General features: G+C 71.6%; 26 protein-coding genes, 2 tRNA genes and 1 pseudogene. 9 read left to right on the forward strand and 20 right to left on the reverse strand.

What is annotated here, in order from left to right; genetic code table 11:
• Nucleotides 1-199 precede the first annotated feature (199 nt).
• The 10 genes from MTO91_RS19935 to MTO91_RS19980 all read right to left on the reverse strand — a co-directional run bounded on the left by MTO91_RS19935 (nucleotide 200) and on the right by MTO91_RS19980 (nucleotide 6738).
• Nucleotides 200-1072 carry a hypothetical protein gene (locus MTO91_RS19935; protein ID WP_476652264.1) on the reverse strand — a complete coding sequence of 291 codons (873 nt, stop codon included), beginning with the start codon at nucleotides 1070-1072 and terminating at the stop codon, nucleotides 200-202.
• A complete protein-coding gene (locus MTO91_RS19940) occupies nucleotides 1069-1728 on the reverse strand; it encodes a hypothetical protein (protein WP_476652265.1) in 660 nt (219 codons plus the stop codon). The genes MTO91_RS19935 and MTO91_RS19940 overlap by 4 nt, the downstream gene beginning before the upstream one ends.
• Nucleotides 1725-2384, reverse strand: a complete 660-nt coding sequence (locus tag MTO91_RS19945; RefSeq protein ID WP_476652266.1) for a hypothetical protein — start codon at nucleotides 2382-2384, stop codon at nucleotides 1725-1727. The genes MTO91_RS19940 and MTO91_RS19945 overlap by 4 nt, the downstream gene beginning before the upstream one ends.
• The gene (locus MTO91_RS19950) at nucleotides 2381-4267 is read right to left on the reverse strand and encodes a type IV secretory system conjugative DNA transfer family protein (RefSeq protein ID WP_476652267.1); all 1887 of its coding nucleotides are present in this window, start codon (nucleotides 4265-4267) and stop codon (nucleotides 2381-2383) included. Before MTO91_RS19950 ends, MTO91_RS19945 begins: the two co-directional genes overlap by 4 nt.
• Nucleotides 4267-4800, reverse strand: a complete 534-nt coding sequence (locus MTO91_RS19955) for a hypothetical protein (RefSeq protein WP_476652269.1) — start codon at nucleotides 4798-4800, stop codon at nucleotides 4267-4269. The genes MTO91_RS19950 and MTO91_RS19955 overlap by 1 nt, the downstream gene beginning before the upstream one ends.
• The gene (locus tag MTO91_RS19960) at nucleotides 4800-5252 is read right to left on the reverse strand and encodes a WhiB family transcriptional regulator (RefSeq protein WP_476652270.1); all 453 of its coding nucleotides are present in this window, start codon (nucleotides 5250-5252) and stop codon (nucleotides 4800-4802) included. Before MTO91_RS19960 ends, MTO91_RS19955 begins: the two co-directional genes overlap by 1 nt.
• Before the next feature lie 107 nt (nucleotides 5253-5359).
• Nucleotides 5360-5749, reverse strand: a complete 390-nt coding sequence (locus tag MTO91_RS19965) for a hypothetical protein (protein WP_476652271.1) — start codon at nucleotides 5747-5749, stop codon at nucleotides 5360-5362.
• On the reverse strand, nucleotides 5746-6018 hold the full coding sequence (locus tag MTO91_RS19970) for a hypothetical protein (protein WP_476652273.1): 273 nt from the start codon (nucleotides 6016-6018) through the stop codon (nucleotides 5746-5748). The genes MTO91_RS19965 and MTO91_RS19970 overlap by 4 nt, the downstream gene beginning before the upstream one ends.
• Nucleotides 6019-6235: 217 nt before the next feature.
• Entirely contained in the window at nucleotides 6236-6463 is a 228-nt protein-coding gene (locus MTO91_RS19975) for a hypothetical protein (protein ID WP_476652275.1), read from the reverse strand.
• Between the two features lie 17 nt (nucleotides 6464-6480).
• Nucleotides 6481-6738 (reverse strand): helix-turn-helix domain-containing protein, encoded by a 258-nt coding sequence (locus tag MTO91_RS19980; RefSeq protein ID WP_476652276.1) that lies wholly within the window; start codon nucleotides 6736-6738, stop codon nucleotides 6481-6483.
• Between the two features lie 170 nt (nucleotides 6739-6908).
• Here MTO91_RS19980 and MTO91_RS19985 point away from each other — a divergent pair, with 170 nt between their 5' ends.
• The 3 genes and pseudogenes from MTO91_RS19985 (at nucleotide 6909) to MTO91_RS19995 (ending at nucleotide 9789) form a co-directional block, all read left to right on the forward strand.
• Nucleotides 6909-7271 (forward strand): helix-turn-helix domain-containing protein, encoded by a 363-nt coding sequence (locus tag MTO91_RS19985; RefSeq protein WP_476652277.1) that lies wholly within the window; start codon nucleotides 6909-6911, stop codon nucleotides 7269-7271.
• Between the two features lie 706 nt (nucleotides 7272-7977).
• Nucleotides 7978-8774: pseudogene (locus MTO91_RS19990) on the forward strand (transposase family protein).
• An 82-nt stretch (nucleotides 8775-8856) separates the two neighbouring features.
• Nucleotides 8857-9789: a hypothetical protein gene (locus tag MTO91_RS19995; RefSeq protein ID WP_476652278.1), complete on the forward strand. Its 933-nt coding sequence runs from the start codon at nucleotides 8857-8859 to the stop codon at nucleotides 9787-9789.
• On the opposite strand, the gene cutA is transcribed toward MTO91_RS19995, so the two are convergent.
• Entirely contained in the window at nucleotides 9745-10254 is a 510-nt protein-coding gene (cutA, locus tag MTO91_RS20000) for a divalent-cation tolerance protein CutA (RefSeq protein ID WP_476652280.1), read from the reverse strand. The genes MTO91_RS19995 and cutA overlap by 45 nt on opposite strands.
• Between cutA and MTO91_RS20005 the strand changes: the two genes are divergently transcribed.
• Entirely contained in the window at nucleotides 10149-10685 is a 537-nt protein-coding gene (locus MTO91_RS20005) for a hypothetical protein (RefSeq protein ID WP_476654992.1), read from the forward strand. The genes cutA and MTO91_RS20005 overlap by 106 nt on opposite strands.
• A gap of 231 nt (nucleotides 10686-10916) precedes the next feature.
• Here the strand turns inward: MTO91_RS20005 and MTO91_RS20010 are convergent, their stop codons facing one another.
• From MTO91_RS20010 to MTO91_RS20025, 4 genes are all read right to left on the reverse strand, one after another.
• Nucleotides 10917-11210: a tyrosine-type recombinase/integrase gene (locus MTO91_RS20010; protein WP_476652281.1), complete on the reverse strand. Its 294-nt coding sequence runs from the start codon at nucleotides 11208-11210 to the stop codon at nucleotides 10917-10919.
• A gap of 32 nt (nucleotides 11211-11242) precedes the next feature.
• The gene (locus MTO91_RS20015) at nucleotides 11243-12523 is read right to left on the reverse strand and encodes an ISL3 family transposase (RefSeq protein WP_476652282.1); all 1281 of its coding nucleotides are present in this window, start codon (nucleotides 12521-12523) and stop codon (nucleotides 11243-11245) included.
• A 99-nt stretch (nucleotides 12524-12622) separates the two neighbouring features.
• Nucleotides 12623-13741, reverse strand: a complete 1119-nt coding sequence (locus MTO91_RS20020) for a tyrosine-type recombinase/integrase (protein WP_476652283.1) — start codon at nucleotides 13739-13741, stop codon at nucleotides 12623-12625.
• 4 nt (nucleotides 13742-13745) lie between these two features.
• A tRNA-Gly gene (locus MTO91_RS20025) sits at nucleotides 13746-13819 on the reverse strand.
• 120 nt (nucleotides 13820-13939) lie between these two features.
• Between MTO91_RS20025 and MTO91_RS20030 the strand changes: the two genes are divergently transcribed.
• Both MTO91_RS20030 and MTO91_RS20035 read left to right on the forward strand, forming a co-directional pair.
• The gene (locus tag MTO91_RS20030; protein ID WP_476652284.1) at nucleotides 13940-14509 is read left to right on the forward strand and encodes a sigma-70 family RNA polymerase sigma factor; all 570 of its coding nucleotides are present in this window, start codon (nucleotides 13940-13942) and stop codon (nucleotides 14507-14509) included.
• Nucleotides 14506-15174, forward strand: a complete 669-nt coding sequence (locus MTO91_RS20035) for an anti-sigma factor (RefSeq protein ID WP_476652286.1) — start codon at nucleotides 14506-14508, stop codon at nucleotides 15172-15174. Before MTO91_RS20030 ends, MTO91_RS20035 begins: the two co-directional genes overlap by 4 nt.
• Here the strand turns inward: MTO91_RS20035 and MTO91_RS20040 are convergent.
• From MTO91_RS20040 to MTO91_RS20050, 3 genes are all read right to left on the reverse strand, one after another.
• The gene (locus tag MTO91_RS20040; protein ID WP_476652288.1) at nucleotides 15167-16333 is read right to left on the reverse strand and encodes an FtsW/RodA/SpoVE family cell cycle protein; all 1167 of its coding nucleotides are present in this window, start codon (nucleotides 16331-16333) and stop codon (nucleotides 15167-15169) included. The genes MTO91_RS20035 and MTO91_RS20040 overlap by 8 nt on opposite strands.
• Nucleotides 16334-16400: 67 nt before the next feature.
• Nucleotides 16401-17006: a class F sortase gene (locus MTO91_RS20045; RefSeq protein ID WP_357440618.1), complete on the reverse strand. Its 606-nt coding sequence runs from the start codon at nucleotides 17004-17006 to the stop codon at nucleotides 16401-16403.
• Nucleotides 16993-17691 carry a CHRD domain-containing protein gene (locus MTO91_RS20050; protein WP_062396966.1) on the reverse strand — a complete coding sequence of 233 codons (699 nt, stop codon included), beginning with the start codon at nucleotides 17689-17691 and terminating at the stop codon, nucleotides 16993-16995. Before MTO91_RS20050 ends, MTO91_RS20045 begins: the two co-directional genes overlap by 14 nt.
• 164 nt (nucleotides 17692-17855) lie before the next feature.
• Here MTO91_RS20050 and MTO91_RS20055 point away from each other — a divergent pair.
• Nucleotides 17856-17932 (forward strand) — tRNA-Pro (locus MTO91_RS20055).
• Nucleotides 17933-18066: 134 nt separating this feature from the next.
• Here the strand turns inward: MTO91_RS20055 and MTO91_RS20060 are convergent.
• A complete protein-coding gene (locus tag MTO91_RS20060) occupies nucleotides 18067-19029 on the reverse strand; it encodes an AraC family transcriptional regulator (protein ID WP_405415735.1) in 963 nt (320 codons plus the stop codon).
• Nucleotides 19030-19171: 142 nt separating this feature from the next.
• Between MTO91_RS20060 and MTO91_RS20065 the strand changes: the two genes are divergently transcribed.
• Together MTO91_RS20065 and MTO91_RS20070 are read left to right on the forward strand one after the other, a co-directional pair.
• Nucleotides 19172-20404, forward strand: a complete 1233-nt coding sequence (locus tag MTO91_RS20065; protein ID WP_476652289.1) for a cytochrome P450 — start codon at nucleotides 19172-19174, stop codon at nucleotides 20402-20404.
• A gap of 4 nt (nucleotides 20405-20408) precedes the next feature.
• Complete coding sequence (locus tag MTO91_RS20070) at nucleotides 20409-21437, forward strand: 2Fe-2S iron-sulfur cluster-binding protein (RefSeq protein ID WP_476652291.1); 1029 nt, start codon at nucleotides 20409-20411, stop codon at nucleotides 21435-21437.
• A 12-nt stretch (nucleotides 21438-21449) separates the two neighbouring features.
• Here the strand turns inward: MTO91_RS20070 and MTO91_RS20075 are convergent, their stop codons facing one another.
• Nucleotides 21450-21818 carry a DUF4870 domain-containing protein gene (locus tag MTO91_RS20075; protein ID WP_357440606.1) on the reverse strand — a complete coding sequence of 123 codons (369 nt, stop codon included), beginning with the start codon at nucleotides 21816-21818 and terminating at the stop codon, nucleotides 21450-21452.
• Between the last annotated feature and the right edge of the window lie 23 nt (nucleotides 21819-21841).

Here is a 21841-nt window from a genome sequence, read left to right on the forward strand (position 1 = left end):
CATTCAAGATCAACGGCGGCGCGTGGGTTCACCGGTCGGCCGGAGGCCGGCACGGACCCGCGGATCGTGATGCAAGGGTGTGACGCTATTGATCTTGGGGTGCTGTTGGCCTGTTCGGCGTAGTGGTGCTGCTGGTCGGTGTTGTGCTCTGTCGCTCGGCTCGTGCTCGTGGTGCTGGCTCGGTTCTTGAGGTCGCTGTTCATGGTCGGGTCCTGGATTCCTGGTCGTCGGTGACGAGGCGCAGGCCGGTCGGGGACTGCTGCGGGGTGTCTCGGAGCTGTTTGAGGGCGTCTGCGGCGGTGCCTCGGCCGACGTCGGCGAGGGCCTGCAGCTCGCGCACGGTCGGGAGCACGTTGTGCCGCTCCCGATGCTTGGCGGCGGCGTCGCGGGCGCGGTCGCGCGCCGGGGAGTCCGCCGCGGGCGTCGGATCGGCCGGTAGCTGTCCCGCGTGCCCGGCCTCATCGTCGGACAGCGGCTCGGCGGTGCACGGCGGCTCGGTCGGACGCGGCTCGGGCGGCAGGAGAATCGGACCGTCCAGGACGGCACGGTGCGGGTGTCCGACGCTCCGGGTGTCCGGCTGGGACACGGGTGTCCGGCTGTCCGGCCGGACACCCGCCGCCGCCCTGACCGGCACGGCGGGCGATGCGGCGGCGAGCAGGTAGAGCAGGTGCGCGACGACGGCAGCGGCGATCGCGGGCCACGCTCCGACGCCGAAGCGCAGCGCGGGGCTCACCACCAGCCCGCCCGGTGCGGCGTCGGCGGGTGAGGCGAGATAGCTGGCCTGTGCCAGGCCGGAGAGCCCGGCCGAGACGGTGACGACCACCCACGCGTAGCGGGCGGCGGAGCCGTGCAGCCGCGCGGTGGCCGCGTAGGCGACCAGCGCCAGGCCGTCGGTGATGAGGGGGTAGATCCAGGCGATCCCGGCGGGAACTCCGGCTGCGGCGGCGACCTCGTAGAGACCATGCGCGGTCGCGACCGCGGCGCCGATGGCGACGGCGAGGCCGGGCAGCCACACGGCCGCCCGGCCCCACCGCGCCGCCCGGTCGGGCCCCGCCTCGTAGTGGTCGGTCATCCGCGCACCCCCGCGAGTCCGTCGGCGGTGGGGATCGGCTCCGGTGCCACCTGGTCACGGCGCAGCGCCCACCAGGCGGCGAGCGGCCCGGCCGCCTCGATGCCGGGCACGGCGATCGCGCCGCCGGGAGGGTCCGGCCAGCCCTCGCGGGTCTGGTGGCGCTCCAGCGAGCACGACCCGACGGACTTGCGGAGCCGGTTGACCACGCCGGGGCGCTGGCGGTCGTGCCACTCGCCCGCCGCCGCGACGGAGGCGTCCGCGCCCTGGTAGGCGGCGCACCAGGCGTGCATGAGCCAGAGCAGCTCCTCGACGACGTCGGGGTGCCACATCCAGCACAGCGGCAGCACCTGCTCGCCGTCCGGATAGCGCAGGTACACCGCGGCCAGCCAGGCGCACAGCTCGTCGAGCCGGTCGCGGACCGCATCCTCGTCGGCCGGGGCGACCAGCCAGGACGGCGCCGGCGCGGGTCGCCGGCGGGCAGCCACGGCCGCGACTGTGTCGGTGAGACGCCCGACGAGGCGGCCCAGCTCGTCGACCTGGCCGCTCAGCGGGTCGAGGTCGTCGACGCGGCGACGCAGCTCGTCGACCTGGTTGGCCAGGTGGTTCAGCGACGCGCGCGGGTCAGGGGCAGGGTGCGCGGGCTTGTGGTCGGTCATCGATCCCACTCCTGTCCGTCGGCGACGTCCTGGGATTCGGCGGGTCGGTGGTCCGGCGGCCGGTCGAGGTCCTGGGCGAGGGCATCGGCCTGGGTCGCGCGGACCTGATCGGTGATCCGGCGCAGCTCGGCCTCGGTCAACGGGCGGACACCGCCCGGGGCGTCGTCGTCCGGGGTGAACCACATCCCGCCGATGAACGTCGCCGGCCCCTCGGTGAGAACGCGCTCCCGGTCGCCGGCCTCGTCGGCGTGCCATCGGTAGCGCTCGGCGTCGGTGTCGGTGCGCAGGGCGTCGTCGATCTCGTCCAGCCGTTGGTCGACCGCCGCGTACGCGGTTCCGGCCTCCCGCCGGTACGGGGCGCCGTTCGGAGCCTCGGCATCGTCTCGCTCCAGGCCGGGGATCGCGGCGAGATGGGCGTGCCGGCCGTAGGCGGCCAGGTCGTGCCGTCGGTGCTCGGCCCGCGGGTCGCGCAGCCGCTCGTCGTAGCGGCGCTGGTCGCGTATCTGGTCGCCGATGCGGTCGAGCACCCACTCACGCCGGGCCTCGTAGTCCGCGATCTGCGCCTCGTCGGCGCCGCCCCAGGCGGCGAGGAGCTGCTGCAGCCGGGACTCCAGGGCCGCGACGTCGCGCGGGTAGACCGCGTCTCGCCGCGTCATCGGCCGGCCTCCTCGTCGCCGTCGTCGGTGCCTGCGGCGCGGGCGGTATCCCGGCCGGTGCTGTCGTGGATGACGGCCAGCTCGCGGAACATCGCGTTCGCGTCCCGGCGACGTTCGAACCGGGCCTGGTAGCGGTCCGGCCAACGCTTCGCGAGCACGCCGAGTGCGAGCTGGGTGAGGTCGTCGCGCCACATGCGCAGCTCGTCCCACCGGAATGCTCGGGCGGCTCGGACATCGATGCGGCGCCCCTGACGCTGGTGGTCGCGGACGTCGCGGCGCTTCCACGCCATCCGCGCCCGGCCGATCACCGGGGCGATCCCGCGCCGGATCAGCACCACCCGCCCGGCGGGCAGGTTCGCGATCTGCGCCGGCGCGAGCACCGGGACCTTGCGGACGGTGCGGGAGGCGACCTTGCCGTGCAGATCGGTCGTGGTGATCCGCTCGTCCCGCTCACCGGCCAGGGTCGACCAGAACTCCAGATCTGCCTTGTCCCTCGTGCCGCCGAAGATCATGACGGCGGCGGTGTTGTTGAGGATCGTCGCGGCCTTGTGCTCGCCCCAGCGTGCGAGGAGCTGGGCGCGGGACTGGAAGCAGCACACGATGGTCACACCACGGCCGCCCATGTCCGCGGTCCAGGACTCCAGCGGGACGGGGCTGATGAGGGCGGCCTCGTCGAGGAACAGCCCCAGCGGCGGATCGAGGCGTCCGGCCGGGCGCGTCGCGGCGAGGCGGCGGGCCTCGCGGGCGATGTGGCCGGTGAGTGCGCATACCAGGGGTGCGGTCTGGGCTTCTTCCGCGCCGAGCAGGAACACCGTCGCGCGGTCGTCGAGCAGCCGGGCGACGTCGAACCCGTCGCTGGGCTGGGCGGCCGCGGCGGCAGCGGGATGGGTCAGCCACGCCAGGGCGGGCATGACGCTGGAGGTGATCGAGGATCGGGTGCGGTCGTTGGTGGTGATGAACTGCATCGCGTCCTGCTCGAACGCCCGCACACCCGAGCGCATCAGCAGTGCGGGGACGTCCCGCCCGGCGGCGCCGGGGTCGGACACCCAGCCCATGACGTCGGTCATCGTGCGGCCGCCGAGCGCGGCGGCGTGCAGCAGCGCGGCCAGGACGCGGCGGGCCTGACCGTCCCAGAACTCGCGGTCACCGCCGGACCCGCGGGCGACGGCGGCGAGCATGTCCGTCGCGCGCTCGGTCGCGGTCACCGGATCGCTGCAGCCGGTCAGCGGGTCGAACGTGATCGTCGACCGCCGCTCCCCCAGCCCGGCCGGGTTGAACACGAACACCGGACCCCGGTCCCGCCGCCGCAACGGCGCACACAGGTCCAGCAGATCCGTACGGGTGGAGGTCACCAGCGCGGCACCCGGGGCGTCCAGGACCCGCCCGGCCAGCCACCCGGTCTTACCGGTACGCGGCCCGCCGACAACGATCACGACGTCCTCGACCAGGGCCCACACCCGCAGCGCACCCGAGCGGCACAGCTCGACCGCCACCTCGGTCGTCGGCAGGCGCAGCCGCTCCCACCGGCCCAGGCCGACCAGCGACGGCCGCACCGTGCCGGTCCGGCGCCGCACGGCGAGGGTGCCTGCGTGCCGGACGATGTCCAGGCCAGATGCGACACCGACCTTGCGCCGGGTGCGCGACGCCCACCGCGACACCGTCGCCGACGACCGCGACCACCGGTGCCACACGATCACACCGGCCACCAGGGCGACCGCGACGAGCGCGGGCCAGGACAGGGCCTGGACCATCGTCGCCGCAGGCAGCAGCGCGACGACAGCCAGACCGGCCGCGAGCATCCGGGCCCCGCGAGTGAACGCGACCATCGCGCCGCCGGCGGACAGGGCCAGCACTAGCGCGGTGGAGCTGAACAGGATCTCCATCAGTCCTCTCCCTCCGTCCGCTCGGTCCACGCCGCGACGTCGCCCGTGTGACGGGTGCAGCCCTCGGCGTGGCCGGACTCGTTGTCGGATGGGTGCGACTCGAACGGCCCCCGGTCGGTGACCTGCTGCCCGCAGGTGCTGCACCGCCAGTACACCGACGGCGTGCGGTAGAGCGGCGGCGAGTCGGGTTCGGGCTCGCGGCCCTCGACCAGCCACACGAACGCTTCCTCGCCCCGTGACCGGTACTCGGCCTCCGGGAGATCGAGCGCGTCGCCGATCTCGTCCCAGGACCGGCCTGCGGCCCGGGCGGCGCGGGCGTAGTCGTAGAGCTGCCCCTCGGCGACGTTGCGCAGGAACAACGCCGCGCGCACCCCGGCGAGCGGATCGGTGAGCGCGTGGTCGGTGAGCACCGTGAACCCCGGGATCGGGACCTCGACCTCTCGCGCGTCGAACGCCTCGACGGCGACCCGGCGGACCATCTCCCGCATCCGGCCGGCGGCCTGCTGCTTGGGTGACGCGTCGAACGACGACATCAGCGACCACCGCCTGTGCTCGGCGGGGTCATGGCGGCCCACCGGTCCACCGTGCGGCGGGTGACGCCCATCGAGCGGGCGATCTCCTCGCGCGGCATCCCGTCGGCGATCGCCGCGCGTCCGGCCGCGATCACCTCGGCCCGGTCCGACCGGTGCCGCTCCGGCCGCTGCTCGGCGGCCCGTACCTCGGCCCGCTTCGCCCGCCGCACCGCTGCACGGCGGGACCGGCGTCGCTCGTCCTCGGTCATGCCGCCGGCGATCCCGTGCGGCAGCGCGTCCATCGCCCACCGCAGGCACGAGGCCTGCACCGGGCAGCGGCGGCACACCCGCTTCGCCCGGGCCACCTGCCGGTCCCGTGCGACGCCAGCCTTCGCCGCCGGGAAGAACGTCTCCGGGTCCACCGCTCGGCACGCCGCACGGGCGCGCCAGCCCTGCTCGTTGCGCTCTACCATCGACTCCTCACCTGCCGTCTTCTGATGCGTGGTGAGAGCGGCCCGGCGGTCGTGTTCCGCCAAGTTCCCGTCGCCGGGCCGTCCCACTTCGTGGATGGATGTGCTGATCACTCGTGCCTCCTCGGTTCCGGGATCCGCGCCGGCGCGTCGAACAGCCCCGGCATCGCGTCCTCGGACTCCCGTCGTGCGTCCCGGTCCGTGGAGCTGTCCCGACCGGCCCGTGCGCCCGGGACGACGTCGGCCAGGTGGGCCAACCGGACCGGCAGCGGCTTGTTCTCCAGCAGGGCCACGGCGATCACCCGCGACGGGCAGTCCCGTCGGCGCGTCGTCGACGCCCACCCGCACCCCGGGCACCGGCCCACCGACGGCGAGTCGTGGTCGACAACGACCTGCAGCAGGTTCGTGCGGCCCGCCGGCCGCAGCAGCCGACGGTCGATCTCGTCCGCCTGCACGACGCGTGCCGGGACCTGCCACTCGGGCGCCGTCCGCCCGGTCACCGCGCCCACCCGCTCGCCTCGTCGAGCGACGCCGACGCGCCCGTCTCGGTCAGGCCGTAGCGCAGCCCCCCGGCCTCGACCGGCTCCCCGACCCGCCCGTGAGCGTCGGGGCAGAGCACCGACCCGTCCGGGTGGCTGAACTCCGGCACCCGGCCCGCGCTGGCCGGCCACCCCGATGGCGGGGCGTCGACCACCGGGCCCCAGCACCCCGGGCACACCAGGCCGTCGATGTCGACCAGGTCGTCCCCCAGCTCGACGCTGCTGCTCATCACACTCGTGTCCACGCTGGCCTCCAGAAGGGTTGAGGTGGGCCGGTCGGTCCAGCCCCCAGGTGGCGGCGCCTGCCCCGCCACCGCGCCGTCAGGCGCGCACGGCCTCCGAGGCTCGAACTCAAGGGCGGCCGCAGGCCGTCGCCGAAGGCGATCGCGCAGCGACCCTTTAATTCGAGTGAGGCCGGGCAAAACTTGGGCCGACCGGCGGCGCCGCTCACGACCCGCTCCCCTCGGTCGAGGCGTGCTCCGCAGGCGTCCGGTTCAACGCAGGCGTCGCGGCCTGGTCGAAGGCCGACATGAACGTCTCGACCGCCCCCGGCACCCCCTGCCCCACCGGCGTCGCGACGAACACCACCGCCGCGATCAGCGTGAACACCGCCGCACCCGCAGCCGACCGCGCCTTCGCGCAGATCACCGCACCCGCGATCAGGACGAGCAGCACCACTCCCACGCCGCCCATCACTCGGCGCTCCGCCGCGGCACGGGCACCCAACCCGACGCGTCGACAACGGTCTGCTCGGCCATCGCCAGATCCGCGATCGCCTCGATCGCCTTCGCCGGGATGATCAGCCGCCCCCGGACGCGGACGGCGGGGAACTCCCCCGCCGCGATCGCCCGGTAGACCGTCATCGTCGACATCCCGAACATCGCCGCGACCTGCGCGACGCTGTAGAACCGCGGCGCCGCCGCCACGGCTACCGGCTCCTGCTTGCTCATCGCCTGCCTCCATCTCCCGAACTCGTCATGCACCAACATTAGCACCAATATTAGCCGCTAATCCTAGTCATCGTATCTGAACGTGCAGGTTGCTGGATCACGCCGGGCCGCGACCGCTAGTCTCAGCAGCGAAATCAGCAGGTCCGCGCCTGCTGGAGCACTGACGGAAGGTGCGCGTGGCCAAGGACTGGGACGCCGTCGCCGAAGCGATCAAGGCACGGCTCGTCGAGCTCGACATGACGCAGACCGAACTCGCCACCCGCGCCGGCGTCGCGCTGATGACTGTCCGGGAGCTGCAGCACAACCTGCAGCCACGACGGCGCAGCCCGCGCACCCTGGCCACGATCTCCGAGGCGCTCGGCTGGCCCAGCGACCACATCACCCGGATCCTCGACGGCGACCAGGTCGCCGACCCCGACGCGGACGATCCCGTCCTCGCCGAGCTGGACGCGCTCAGGGCGGACGTGACCGCCCTGGTTCACCGGATCGACGCCATCGAGCGTCGGCTAGGGCCCGACGCCGGCGAATCCTGAGCCGATCGACACGAGCCAGGATCTCCCCCGCCAACTCGCGCAGTTCCTCGAACTCGGCCCGGGGATCGCGAGACTGTGGTGCACTGCTGTTCATGGCGTCGACGATCGTCGTCGGCGCCGGAACAAAGCAGGTCAGAAGCCTGGAACTGCCGGGCATTCGCCCGGCAGACTGGGATCGGCGAGCGATCGGGGGTGGCCGCCGGCGTGGATCCGACCGACAGCGACGAGCCCTGGGGCGACCAGCTCCGCCGATGGCGCGATGAGATCCAGCGGTGGTCGCAGCAGGACCTCGTCGACCACATCGTGCGCGTCGCGTTCGAGACCAAGGAAGAACGCGGCACGAAACTCGACGTCCGGCTCGTCGGCCGCTGGGAGACCGGCGCCGTCCAACGCCCCCAAGCCGTCTACCGACGCCTGCTCGACCAGCTCGGCGCACCGCTCCCGGCAATCCGGCGTGCGCCCACCGTCACACGCCCCACCACGGATATGCCGGGTGGATGCCCTGCTCCTGCCGAGACCGTCTCCGTAGCGTCGACAACGTCCGATCGGGACACAGATGCCTGGGACGGTGACAGTTCAGTGAGCCTTTGCCAACCTCGGTGGACGTGCTGGTCAGCGGACTGCGGCGTGTCGTGGCCTCGAATGGGTGAAGCTCCTGGTAGACGGGCGATTGACTAGATCAACACGTCCCACCAGGAGCTTCAAGGTGTTGTCCTACCCGTCTGGGATGACCGTGTCCAGCCGCGCGCTCAACCTGCTCGCCGATCTCCTGCGCGGACACCGCGCCGCCCGTGGAACCCGGTGGCGCAAGCTCGCCGCCGGCCGCCAGGCGCTGCTGGTGGTCGCGCACCTGCGCAAGAACGACACCTACGCCGAGTTGGCCTGCGGGTTCGGGGTCGGCACCTCCACGGTCTACCGCTACATCCAGGAGGGGATCGAGCTGCTCGCCGCGAAGGCCCCCACCCTGGAACAAGCCATCGAGGTCGCGAAACGGAAGGCGTTCGTGATCCTCGACGGCACCCTGTTGCGCATCGACCGGGTCGGGATGGCATCGGGCTACGACCGGGCGTTCTACTCTGGAAAGCACAAAGCCCACGGACTGAACGTGCAGGTCATCGCGGACCCGGTCGGCCGCCTGGTGTGGATCTCCCCGCCGATGCCGGGCGCGCGGCACGACATGGGCGCAGCCCGCGAGCACGGGATCATCGACGCCCTGGCCGAGCATGAGATCCCCGCCGCGGCCGACACCGCCTACCAAGGCGCCGGTCCTACGGTCGCCGTGCCGCAGCGGCGTCGACGTAAGGACCCCGACACCGGCCGATTCCGGAAGCTGTCGCGACACCAGAAGGACGTGAACACCGCCCACGCCCACCGTCGCGGACCGGGCGAGCGGTCAACGCCGAGCTGAAGAACTGGCGAGTCCTGCGCAAGATCCGGTCCAGCCCGAACACCGCCGACAGGCTCATCGCCGCAGTTCAGACCCTCATGATCGCCAGCGCGTGATCAGGTTGGCAAAGGCTCAGTGCTGCGACGCGACTTCCTCCGGGCGAGCGGATCGCTCGCACTCTCCGGACTACTCGGCAGCGTGCTCGGCAACGCGAGCACCAACACCGCGACGATCGAGGTCGCCACCGACCTCACCGACCGCCTCACCAGCCTCCGACGCCTCGACGAATCCCTCGGCGGCGCCGACACCTACCGGCTCTACAACGCCGAAGCCGAGCTGTCCGCGCGGATCCTGCAGAGCGGCACTGCCCGCGACACCGTCCACCGCGCTCTCCTGGCCGTGCACGCCGAGCAGTCCCAGCAGGCCGGATGGGCAGCATTCGACGCCGGCTGGCACGACCTTGCCCGCGACCACTTCCGCCGCAGCCACGCCGCCGCGCTGGAAGCGGACGACCCCGGCCTCGCCGGAAACGCCCTCGCGTTCCACGCATACCAGCTCATCTCCCTCGACCGGCCCGCCCGCGCGACCTCCGAGAAGTCCGTCCAGGCCGCCGGTCAGGACGGCGTCGACCCCGGTGTCCGAGCCCTGCTCTACTCCCGCGCTGCCTGGACCTTCGCCCTCGACGGCGACGCCGAAACCACCGCCCGCTGCCTCGGCCTCGCCGAGGAGGCACACGCGGTCGCGGGTGGGCGCACGCCGGACTATGCCGCCTGGATCGACAGCGACGAGCTGGCCATCATGAGCGGCCGCTGCTGGGCCGAGCTACACCGCCCGCTGCGCGCCGTCCCGGTCCTGGAGGGCGCGCTGTCCCGCTACAGCGACGCGCACGCACGCGACAAGGCGCTGTACTCCTCCTGGCTCGCCGAGAGCTACCTCGACGCCGGCGAGGTCGAGCAGGCCGTCGACACCGTCACGTCCAGCCTGCGGGTCATGGGCAACGTCGCCTCGGTCCGGCCGCGGCAGCGACTCAACGAGGTCGCCGGCCGACTCGGACAGCACCACGGCGACGTCCCCGCCGTGCGGGAACTACTTCGCAGTGACGCGCTCAACCCACTCGACGTACGCCGCTGACGCCCGCGCCAGCGGCACCGCGGTCACCTCGGGGTTCTGCCACTCGTGGTGCTCGATGAGGTGCGCCTCCAGCTCGTCGTAGCGAGCAGCGCTGGTCCTAAGTGATAGTATCCATTCCGTTCCTGCGCCGAATTCGCCATCGTGCCAGAACACAGCACCTACAGGGCCTATGATTTGACCGCCAGCAGCCAACCCGGCAGACACAACAGAGTTCGCAAGCGCCTCGGCATCCTGCCTGGTCGGAACAGCCGTAGCAACGGTTAGAATCTCACCCACGAAGCTCACCGTAGCGCGACCACCCTCGACCACGCGGACGCGACGCACACCCCCGTCCAGCAACGCGAGACCAGCAGGGCCAAATGCTACTCGTCGACCACTTTGACGAGTGCCGTAACACCTCATCGCTCCACACCGAGACCTCCGCCGTGACAACCCAAACCGAGAAGTCCGCAGCCCGAAACACATCACGGACCGGCAGACAGAAACGAACAGCAGTGCGACTCACAATCGCCAGCTCCCTCATTGCAATGCTAACATCACTGGGACTAGTACTGGCAGCATCACCAGCGATGGCGTACGGATACACGTTTGAGTACAGGATCGCAACGACGACACGCTCGGCAAATGAAGTGTACTCGTTCGTCAACTCGCACTTCGATACCGTCTTCCCCTCGCCAGGAAACTGCGGAAAATCGCTCTACGTTGGAAAGCGGTGCGACCTAGTCGGAAAGGGACTCGGCAACATCGAGGTCGTCGAAGTAGGCTCTCGACACTTCGCCTTCAAGTCTCGCCCCGGACACTTCGAGGGAGCAAACAAGCGAGTGAACTTCACGCTCGAGAACCGCGGCCGCGACCTGTACCTGGTCGTGACCGGTTCAGGCAAAGACAACTGGTGACAGAAGGCCCCCCTGACAAAGCGAGGGAACCGCATGTTCGCGAAGGGGATGTTCGCCGAGTTCTCGACCAACATTCGAAACGCGCTGATCTACCGCATGTGACGCGCCTTTGATAGAGGCGACTCACGGCCCCGGGGGATTGCCCGCACGGCGCGCAATCCCCTGGGGCAGCATTCAGTGGATTAGAACTAGAGCCCTCCAAAAGGGGAGCGAACTGCCTCGCCCGCCCGCCTATTGCGTGGGCCTCGGCGGCATTCGCGAGCTAATTCCTATAGCCGCACGCTGGTCCGCCTCGGACACCCAGGCGGTGTACGTCTTTAGAGTCGTCGTGCCTCCTCCGCCGTGTCCGAGTCGTCCTGCGACGGTACGCGGATCTACGCCAGCGACGATCAGCTCGGTTGCAGAGTAGTGCCGTAGCTTGTGGAACGTTGTACTAATGCCCAGCATCTTGACCATCCGGTCATACCGCTGCGTCACGCTATCTGGCGTCGCGAACGTCGACCCATCTATCGCGCCGCCGAACACGTAGGCATCTTCGTTTAGTGGCTCTTCCGGATTTAGAGTGCGAGCGCTCCGCAGTGCAGTAGCGACCGGATCCGATAATTGATCAGGTTGCGGAAGCCCATGGCGTTGCGGCGGAGGGCTTCGAGTCGGCCGTTGATGGCCTCGGTGGGGCCGTTCGAGGCGCGATGGGAGAAGTAGGCCAGGATGTCGACGCGGCGCCGGTGCAAGGTTCGGCCGAGTGTGGTGAGCTCGTCGAGCCCGGGCGGTAGCCCGGTGCGTAGCCGGTAGATCACGCCGCTGAGCAATGCTTTGCCGCGTCGGCGGTCCTGGTCGGCGTAGGCGGCGATGATCTGCTGGTAGGCCCACCAGGTGACCTCGACCGCGACGTGCTCGTCGGCGGCGAAGACCGCCTCAAGCCGGGTGCGTTGGCGGTCGGTGAGCAGTCCGAGGCGGGTCCGCAGGGTCCGCCGTGCCCGGTAGAGCGGGTCACCGGTGCGGCCTCGGTGGCCGAGGGTGTCGTGCTGGACACGTTGGCGACACAGGTCGAGCTTGTGCCCGGCCAGGGCGACGACGTGGAACGGGTCCATCACCGTGACCGCATCGGGCAACGCGTCGGTGGCGGCGTTCTTGTAGCCGCCGAAACCGTCCATCGCCACGACCCGGACCCCGTCGCGGAAGGCCGGGTCGCGGGCGTCGAGCCAGGTCTTCAGGGCCGCCGCCGAGCGGCCCGGGACCAGGTCGAGCAGCCGCGCACGGCCGTGGCCTGCGACGACATCGGTGAGGTCGGTGATCACGGTGACGAACCCGTCTCCGTCGGCGCCGAACACGTGCGCCCACTTGTGCTCGTCGACCCCGATCACCCGCACCCCGTCCAGGCGGGCCGGCCCGGCGGAGCGCAGCAGCTGCTCGGTCGCGGCGACCGCGACGCTGTTCACGGTGTCCCAGCTGCGGCCCAGCTCACGGGCGACCGCGGCGACCGTCGCCTTGTCGATCGCCAAGCGGCGCAACACGTACTCCGCGCAGCGCCGGGTCGTGGACGCACCGGGACGGGCCAGGCGGGTCGAGTCGTGGGCGAAGATCTCGCGGGCGCAGTCATCGTGGACACACCGGTAGCGCGGCACCCGGACCCGCAGTTGCAGCGGATGGCCGACCACCGGGACGTCGCTGACGCGGCGCTCGGTGCTGTCGCGGTAGATCCCGGTCAGTCCGCACCCCGGGCAGGCGCCGGGCCCGTCGGTGAGCAGGTCGCACCACAGCACCGTGGTCTCCCCGGCCAGGGCGGCGTCGGTGATCCGCACCCCGAGCTCGACGGTACGGATGATCGTGTCGGCCACGATCTGGGCAGGCGGGCACGTAGGCTGCGACATCGGGTCCCCGGGATCGTTGCTGATGTTGGCGTAGGAACCGTCATCATCAACTTCTCGGGGCCCGCCTCACCGCAGCGACACGACCCCACCCGCGCGGTCGATCACGCCCTCACCTGCACTCCATTTCCGGAAGAGCCCGTTTAGTTCGATCCCGAGCGCCTTCGCCCGCTCAACGCACCGCCCCCACAACTCCCTGAGCACGCCGACAGTCTCGGCGTCCAACGCGATCCGCCGCTGCTGGTGAGTCTTCAGGTCCCCCTCGACCCACCCGGCATCGCTCTTGCGGATTCCTCGTTGCAACCAGAGCGTCTCCCGCCCCGGCTCGAAGCTGATCCACGACCACCGCACCGCGCACAACTCCCCGCGGCGCGCACCCGACGTCATCGCGAGCCACAACAGCGCGGCCCAATCCGGGTCCTCCCACGCCTTGTTCAGGATCCGCGCCGCCTGCTCCGCGCTCGGCGGACGTGGGTTCGGCTTCGGCATCGGCGGCGGCTCCGCCTGGGTCATCGGGTTCACCGACACCCACCGCCACCGCACGGCGCGCTTGTACGCGCCGGACAGGACGAAGTGAATGTGCCGGACCACCGTGTCCGACAGCGGCTTGCAGCGGTGCGGTCCGCACCGATCGTCGCACTCGTGGCGCTTCGTCGTCCGGTGGTCGATCAGCCCCGACCCGGTGCAGTGGATCCGGCAGCGGCGCAGCTCGGCGTAGAACGAGTCCAGGATCTCCGCGTCCAGCTCACCGACCTTGAGTCGGCCGACGAGAGGCTCGATATGGTTCTTCACGTAGCCGCGGTAGAGCTGCAGCGTGTTCGGCGCCCCGGAGAACTGCTCCAGGTGCTTCTCCAGCAGGTGCGCGACGGTCGCGCTGGTGCGCGGGCTCCGCCGTTCCTCGATCTCCCGCAGCATCCGGTCGCGGACCGCGTACGCCTGCTTCTCGGCGTCCGGCCCGGCCGGGACGACCTCGACGAGGTTGTGCCGGCGCTTCGTGATCGGGTCCTGGCCGGCGTAGACGCGCACGCGCAGCGCGCCGCTCGGGAGCAAATCGATGCTGCCCTTCTGGCGCCCGGCGGGCTTGGGCTGGAGACGAGCCATGACACCAACGCTAGGAGCGTTCGTGTCATGCTCCGTGTCACGAGTCTGTCTGTCGATCTTGCCGCAGACAGCGAACCCGCTGGTCACGTGGTGGAGCGGGCGACGGGAATCGAACCCGCGTAGCCAGTTTGGAAGACTGGGGCTCTACCATTGAGCTACGCCCGCATGCCCCGATCTCGTCGATCAGGACCCCCGCAGCGTATCCCACTCCGCCCCTGTGAACACCCCCGCCCCCGGGTGCGTACACACCGGGGACAGGGACGTTCAGGAGGTTCGCAGACACCGATGAAGGCGCCCCACCGCAGGTTGCGCGCCGTCGACGCGCGCGCCACCGAACCCGGGCTCGACTCCGAGCCGGGGCTCCGCGCCGCGTACACCGCGCACGGAGCCGAGCTCTACCGCTATGCCCTGCGCCAGCTGGGCGACGAGGGTGCAGCCCAGGAGTCCGTGCAGGAGGTCTTCCTGCGCGCCTGGCGTCGTGCCGACTCGTACGACCCGTCGGTCGCCAGTCTGCGGGTGTGGCTGTTCGCCATCGCCCGCAACGTGGTCATCGACGAGATCCGTAGGGTCGCGGCGCGGCCCTGGCGCCGCGGGCTCACCGACGAGCCCGAGACCGGGAACGACTACATCGGCCCTGCCGACGACGCCCTCGTCGACGGTTGGCTGGTCGAGGAGGCGTTGCGGCGGCTCCGTCCGGAGCACCGGCAGGCGATCGTCGAGGCATACCTGCGGGGGCGTCCACACGCCGAGATCGCCGCGGAGGCGGGGGTGCCCGTCGGGACGATCCGCAGCCGGGTCTTCTACGGGCTGAAGGCGTTGCGACTGGCGATGGACGAGATGGGGGTGGAACCGTGACTCCAGACGAGCACCGGGCGATGCGGGAGTCGTTGGGCGACCATGCGATGGGCCGGTTGGAGGGCCACGAGCTGGCGACCCTCGAGGCCCATCTGCAGGGCTGCCCGGCGTGCCGCGAGGAGCTGGCCGAGGTCGCGAGTGTGCTGCCCGCGCTGGGCCGTGTCGACCCCGACCGGCTCGACCACACTCCCGCTCCCCCGCCGGATCTGGGCGACCGGATCGTGGCGGCGGCGCGGGCCGAGCGCCCGGCATCGGCCGGGGCCCGGACACGGAACCGGTGGGCTCCGGTCGCGGCGGCGGCCGCGGCCGCGCTGCTCGTCGGCGGCGTCGCCGGGTATCTGGTCGGCGACCACGACGGGATCCCCCGCGAGCCGGTCGCGGTCCAGGCGATGGATCCCACGGTGCAGGCCACGGCGGTCGCGATCCCGCACACCTGGGGCGTGGAGATCGTGCTCGACGGCGCCGGGTTCCGCTCCGGTGCGACCTACCGCGTCGTCGTCGAGGCCGAGGACGGGCGTGAGGTGAGCGCGGGCGAGTTCATCGGGACCGGCGCGTCGCCGATGGTCTGCAACCTCAACTCCTCGGTGCTGCGGGCCGACGCGGAGGAGTTCCGGGTCGTCGACGTCGCCGGGTCCACGGTGCTGCGCGGCAGCCTGGCTACCTGACCCGGCGGGCGGCGTTGGCGACCAGCCCGAGCAGGAACAGGGTGCTGACCAGCGCCGTCCCGCCCGCGGACACCAGCGGGAGCTGCTGGCCGGTCACCGGCAGCAGGCCGACGACGTAGCCGACGTTCATCGCGGCCTGCACGACGACCCAGGTCACCGTCGCCGCCGTCACCAGCCGCAGGAACGGGTCCCGGGTGCGCGCGGCGACGCGCAGCCCCACCCAGGCGAGCAGCAGGTACAGCGCCAACACGGCGAGCCCGCCGACCAGCCCGAGCTCCTCGCCGATGACGGCGAAGATGAAGTCGTTCGCGGCGTTGGGCAGGTAGTCCCACTTCGCGCGCCCCTGGCCGAGGCCGGTGCCGAACAGGCCGCCGTCGGCGAGGGACAGCAGCGCCTGGCGGGACTGGTAGCCGGCGCCGAGCTCGTCGCCGGCGCCCAGGAAGGTGCTGATCCGGTCGCGGCGGTAGTCCGCGGTGAGCCCCAGGACGGCGACGCCGAGCAGCGCCCCGCCGGACAGGCCCGCGAGCAACACCAGCGGCGCACCGGCGAAGAACAGCAGCGACAGCACGATGACGCCGAGCGCCACCGTCGTGCTGAGCGCGGGTTGCAGCATGAGCAGTGCCCCGGCCAGCAGGGCGACCGGCACCAGGGGGAGGACGGCGTAGCGGCCGTGGCGCACGGCGCGCCCGCGCAACGCGAGCACGTGCGCGCCCCACAGCAGGAGCACGACCTTCGCCGCCTCGCCCGGCTGCACGGTGAACCCGGCGACCGAGATCCACCGGCGGGCACCGCCGCGGACCTCGCCGATGCCGGGGACCAGCACCAGCACCAGCGCGGTGAGACAGGCGAACAGCAGCCACGGTGTCCACCGTCGCAACCGGGCCGGTGACACCCACATCCCGAGTGCGAACGCGCCGATCCCGAGCAGCAGGAAGATCAGGTGGCGGACGAAGACGGTGAGCACCATCCCGTCGGCGACGGTCCGCCCGCCCGCCGACGCCGACAGCACCATCACCACACCGACGGCCAGCAGGGCCCCCGTCGCGCCGAGCACGAGGTGCAGCGGCGGTACGGAACGCAGCCGGGCGAGCCGCGACGCCGGACGGCGCCGCGGCGTCCCGCCCGCTGCACGCGCGTCGCGCTGTCTCGGCACCGTCACCCGATCAGTGTCGCGCCGGACCGGGCACAACGGGCGGAACCGGACCGCACGGCGCGTCGGGCAACGGTCAGAGCATGCGGGCGTGCACGACGAAGTTGTCGACGTAGCTGCGCTCGCCGCGGTCGAAGTCGCCCGCGCAGGTCACCAGGCGCAGCAGGTCCGGGGACGCCGCGCCGAACACCTCGAAGGTCGGGAACGCGTCCTTCGGAACCTGCTGGGTCCGCTCGATCGCGTAGCGCAGGGTCGTGCCGTCGCTGCGACCGACCTCGACGACGTCACCCGGTCCGAGGTCGCGCAGGTCGAAGAAGACCGCGGGCCCGCTGCGCGAGTCGACGTGTCCCATCAGGACAGTCGGTCCGGGATTGCCGCCGCGGTCGAACCAGCCGACACGGTCGAAGTCCTGCGGGACCTCGGCGGTGTTGTCCGCGGCGACGCCGAGACGCACCAGACCCGGCTCGTCGACCCCGATGGCCGGGATCCGCACCGAGGTCGGCACCGCGGCCTCCCCCGGCTCGGCGACGACCGGCTCCTGCGTGACCGGGCCTGCCGGGCGCTCGGGCGCGGCGGGTGCGGCCGGCGCGGCGCAGCCTGCGAGGAGGAGGAGCAACGCGACGACGCCCGGGAGCAGCAGGGCTCCCGGGCGTCGGTCACGCGCGGGTTCAGCTCTGCGCACGACCCCGGCGGACCATCACGACGCCCGCACCGGCGGCCGCGGCGACGCCGGCGGCACCGATCGCGTACAGGGCGGTGGAGTCGGACGCGCCACCGGCGCCGGTCTCGACGCCGCCCATCGGGACCTCCTGCAGCTGACCACGGACGGTGCCCGCGGCGAACTCGGCGGTGTGCGTGTCGCCGGTGAACCCGGCCGGGTTCGCCTCGATCTGCTTGAGCGAGAAGCCGGTGCCGGTGTCCTGGCCGTTGTCACCCTCGAGCCCGGTGGTGAAGGGGCCCTGCATGCAGCCGGACGAGGTGCGGACGTCGCCGTCACCCTGGGGGTTCGGGAAGGAGATCCGCGGCGGGCCGGGCTGGCCGGCGGCCGCCTCGTGGATGTGCGTCGCGGTCGCGGCCGGGCTCTGGTACTCGCCGGTCACGCCACGCAGCGTGATGTCGTAGCAGATGACCTCGTCGTCGGAGTTGATCCGGAAGTTGAACTCTCCGGTGGCACCCGGCTGGCCGGGGACCGACGCGCCGTCGTTGTTGATGATGGTGTCCGGGGTGGCCATCACGGTGTACATGCTGGTGAACGAGTCCGGCTCGGGCACGTCCGCCTGCTGGGCGAAGGCGACGCCCGCGGTCGCGGCGAAGCCGAGGGCGGTCGCGGCGGTGACGGCGGCGAGACGGGGCAGTGTGCGACGCATCGGGGTGGGTCCTTTCCGAGAGTTTCACGAGGTTCGTCGTTCTTGCCCGTCTCTACGGACCTCGCAGTGGCCGCGTTCACGTCTCACCCGATCGTGGGTGCTCGATCACCTCAGGCATGGAGCGCTGCGCGGCGGGGTATAAAGCGTAGTTAGACTGCGGTCGACGGGGTGTGGCGCAGCTTGGTAGCGCACTCGCTTTGGGAGCGAGGGGCCGTGGGTTCAAATCCCGCCACCCCGACCAGCGGAGACGTCACCGTGCGCGGCGGTCCGGAAGCGGTCGACAGCGGCATCCGACAGCGTCCGGCAACGGCCGGTGGTCCCGGCCGGCGCCCGCACCGAGCCGTGGTCCGGCCGTCCCCCGCAGCGGCGACGTGCTCAGTGGGAGCCGCCGTGGCGGTGGTACCGACGGAACTCCGAGGGCGACAGGCCGTAGCGACGGCGGAATGCGGCTGCGAACCGGCTCGGACTCGAGAACCCCCAGTTCGCCGCGACATCGCTGACCGAGGTCGACGTCCGGCTCTCCAGGTCCGCCTTCGCCCGTTGCAGGCGGACGGTCGTGAGGTGCTCCATCGGGGAGCATCCGATCCACTCCTGGAAGCCCTCCTGCAGCCGTCGCACGGTGGTGCTCCCGAGGACCGCCATGTCCGCCACGGTCCAGGGCCGGGCCGGGTCGTCACGGACCGCGTCCACGACCCGGGACACCGTGCGCGGCCGCGCGGGCGACCCGGTGCCCAGGTCGGGGCAGCTCGTCAGCAGGAATCCCGCGGCCACCGCGCCGGCCAGCTGCTCGGAGACCACGGGAGAGCCGGCGAACAGTGACGGGCGACGAAGGTGGCTGGCGAGACTGCTGACGAGTCTCCGCCAGTCCTCACCTCCGCCCCGGTCGAGATCGAGCTGGTCGGGCAGGACGCCGGCGACCCGGACGGGGTTGCTGCCCAGTACGCGTTCCGCCTCGCGATCGAGCCAGGTGCGGTCGAACTTGACCCCCAGCACGGTGCACGTCGCGTCCCAGTGCGTGATCCGGCACGCGCTGTCGGCCCGGAAGACCGCCGCCTGGCCGGAGACGGAGGTCATCGATCCGCGACGGGTCTGGCTGACGAAGTGACCGGTCAACGGGATGTTGACCTCGTACGCCCCGGGATAGTCGCAGTCGATGGCGATGTCGGCTCCCCAGCCGACGTAGCCGAGGAGAACCGGGCCGAGATCGAGTGTCTGCAGGGTGAGGCGAGGCCTGCTCCCGGGACCGATGGGCGTCAGCTCGTGCGGGAAGTACACGTCAGCGACGCTCTGCGACACCTGGTCCCAGTCCCGAGGTGGCGCACCCCTGTGTGCGGCCATGCCCTCGATCGTATCCGACACCGATCACGTTCGAACTCCTCGCGCGATCGGTACCGAAACCGCGCGATCGGTGTCGTCAGCCCCCGACGACCCCGCCTACCTTCTCGCCGTCCCGAACCGACGCAGTGAAGGAGCCACCCCCATGACGGCGGTGAACGACGCCCGCACCCCGGACCTCTCGTGGCTGGACGACGTGACGATGTCCGACCTCGAGCGGAACCCGTACGCGACCTACACGCGTCTGCGTGCCGAGGCACCACTCGCCTACGTCCCGGTACTGGGCTCCTACGTGGCGTCCACCGAGGAGGTCTGCCGCGAGGTGGCCACGAGCGCCGCCTTCGAGGCCGTCATCACCCCGGCGGGCGGGCGCACCTTCGGCCACCCGGCGATCATCGGGGTCAACGGGGACGTCCACGCCGACCTGCGCGGGATGGTCGAGCCCGCGTTGCAGCCGGTCGAGGTCGACCGCTACGTCGAGGACCTCGTCCGTCCCATCGCCCGCCGCTACCTGGAGAGCTTCGAGAACGACGGCCGCGCCGAGCTGGTCGCGCAGTACTGCGAGCCGGTCAGTGTGCGGTCCCTCGGTGACCTCCTCGGGCTCCGCGACGTGGAGTCCGACGTCCTGCGCGACTGGTTCGCGAAGCTCAACCGCTCGTTCACGAACGCGGCCATGACCGAGAGCGGTGAGTTCGCCAACCCGGAGGGCTTCGTCGAGGGCGACCGGGCGAAGGCCGAGATCCAGGCCGTGGTCGACCCGCTGATCGACCACTGGATCACCCACCCCGACGACAGCGCGATCTCGCGCTGGCTGCACGACGGCATGCCTCCCGGGCGCACCCGCGACCGCGAGTACATCTATCCGACCGTCTACGTGTACCTGCTCGGCGCGATGCAGGAGCCCGGACACGGGATCGCGTCCACCCTCGTCGGGCTGTTCGGCGAGCCCGAGCAGATGGAGCGGGTCGTCGACGACCCCGCGTTGATCCCGCGAGCGGTCTCGGAGGGGATGCGCTGGACGTCGCCGATCTGGTCGGCCACCGCACGCATCTCGACCCGGCCCGTGACGGTCGCGGGCGTGGACCTCCCGGCCGGCACCCCGGTCATCCTCTCCTACGGCTCCGCCAACCACGACCACGACCGGTACGAGGCGCCGACCCGGTTCGACATCGACCGGCCCCCGCTCCCGCACCTGGCCTTCGGGGCGGGCAACCACGCCTGCGCCGGGATCTACTACGCCAACCACGTCATGCGCATCGCGCTCGAGGAGCTGCTCGAGGCCATCCCGAACCTGGAACGCGACACGTCCTCCGACGTCGAGTTCTGGGGCTGGGGATTCCGCGGTCCGACCACCCTGCACACCGTGTGGGAGGTGTGAGGGCATGGCCTTCACGGCGACCGTCGCCGGGCGGAGGGTGACGTGCGGGCCGGACCAGTCGGTCCTCGACGCGTTCCTCCGCGCCGGGGCATGGATGCCGAACTCGTGCAACCAGGGCACCTGCGGCACCTGCAAGGTGCGCGTGCTGAGCGGCGAGGTCGACCACCGGGACTCGCCGCTCAGCACGTTGACCGAGGACGAGCGGTCCGCCGGTCTGGCGCTCGCCTGCCAGGCCCGGCTCCGCTCGGACGCGGAGGTCGCACCGTCGGGGCCGGGCGGCGGGAGCGCGGGGCGTCGGACCCACCCCCTGCGCGATCTGGACGCCGTCGTCGTCGACATCGAGGACATGGCGCGGGACACCCGCCGGGTGCGGCTGGGTCTGGCCGACCCGCTCGCCTTCCACGCGGGCCAGTACGTGGAGCTCACGGTCCCGGGCTCGGGTGCTCGTCGGCAGTACTCGCTGGCGAACGTCGCCGACGACGACCAGGTCCTGGAGCTGCACGTACGGCTCGTCCCCGGGGGCACGGCCACCGACCGCTGGATCTTCGACGGGCTCGCCGTCGGCGACCGGGTACGGGCCGCCGGGCCCCTGGGCGACTTCTTCCTCGACCCGGAGGACGACGGCGGCGAGCCGATGGTGCTGATCGGGGGCGGCACGGGGCTGGCCCCCCTGCTGGGCATCGTGAGGACCGCGCTCGCCGGCCGACCGGGCCGCGAGATCCTCCTGTACCACGGGGTCCGCGGTGCGGCCGATCTCTACGACCTGGACCTCCTGGCCCGTCTGTCCGAGGCCCACCCGAACGTCAACGTCGTTCCGGTGCTCTCCCACGAGAGCCCGCCCGACGGCACGTTCCACCGCACCGGACTCCCGACCGACCTGTTCCTGGACGACGTCGGATCGGCCCGGGGCTGGTCGGGCTGGCTCTGCGGGCCGCCGGGGATGGTCGAGGCCGGGGTCAGGGCGTTCAAGCGGCGCCGCATCGCCCCCCGCCTGATCCACCGGGAGACGTTCACCCCCGCCGACGCCGGCTGAGGGCCACCCCGCTCAGGACAGCACGCGCAGCTGGAACGGGTAGTGGTAGGGCCGGTCGTTCGACGCCCGCACCGCGCCCTTGATGTGGCACCACGCGGACACCACGAACAGCACGAGCATCAGCGGCAGCGCCACCACGATCCCGACCACGGTGAAGATCAGGATCCAGCAGAGGATGAACAGCACCCAGAACGACAGGTTGAAGTTGAACGCCCCGGCGGCGGCCCGGCGCGCGAACGGGTCGTCCTTCTTGACCAGCCAGACCAGCAGCGGGCCGACCAGGCTCAGCAGCCCGGCGCTGAGGATCGCGGCGATCGGCGCCGAGAGGTGCGCGAGGATCGCGGCGATCCGGCTGGAGTCGGAGGGGTGCGGCTGCGACATCGAGGTCCTTTCCGGGTCCGGTC

The organism is Pseudonocardia sp. 2-7 (genome assembly GCF_056341085.1).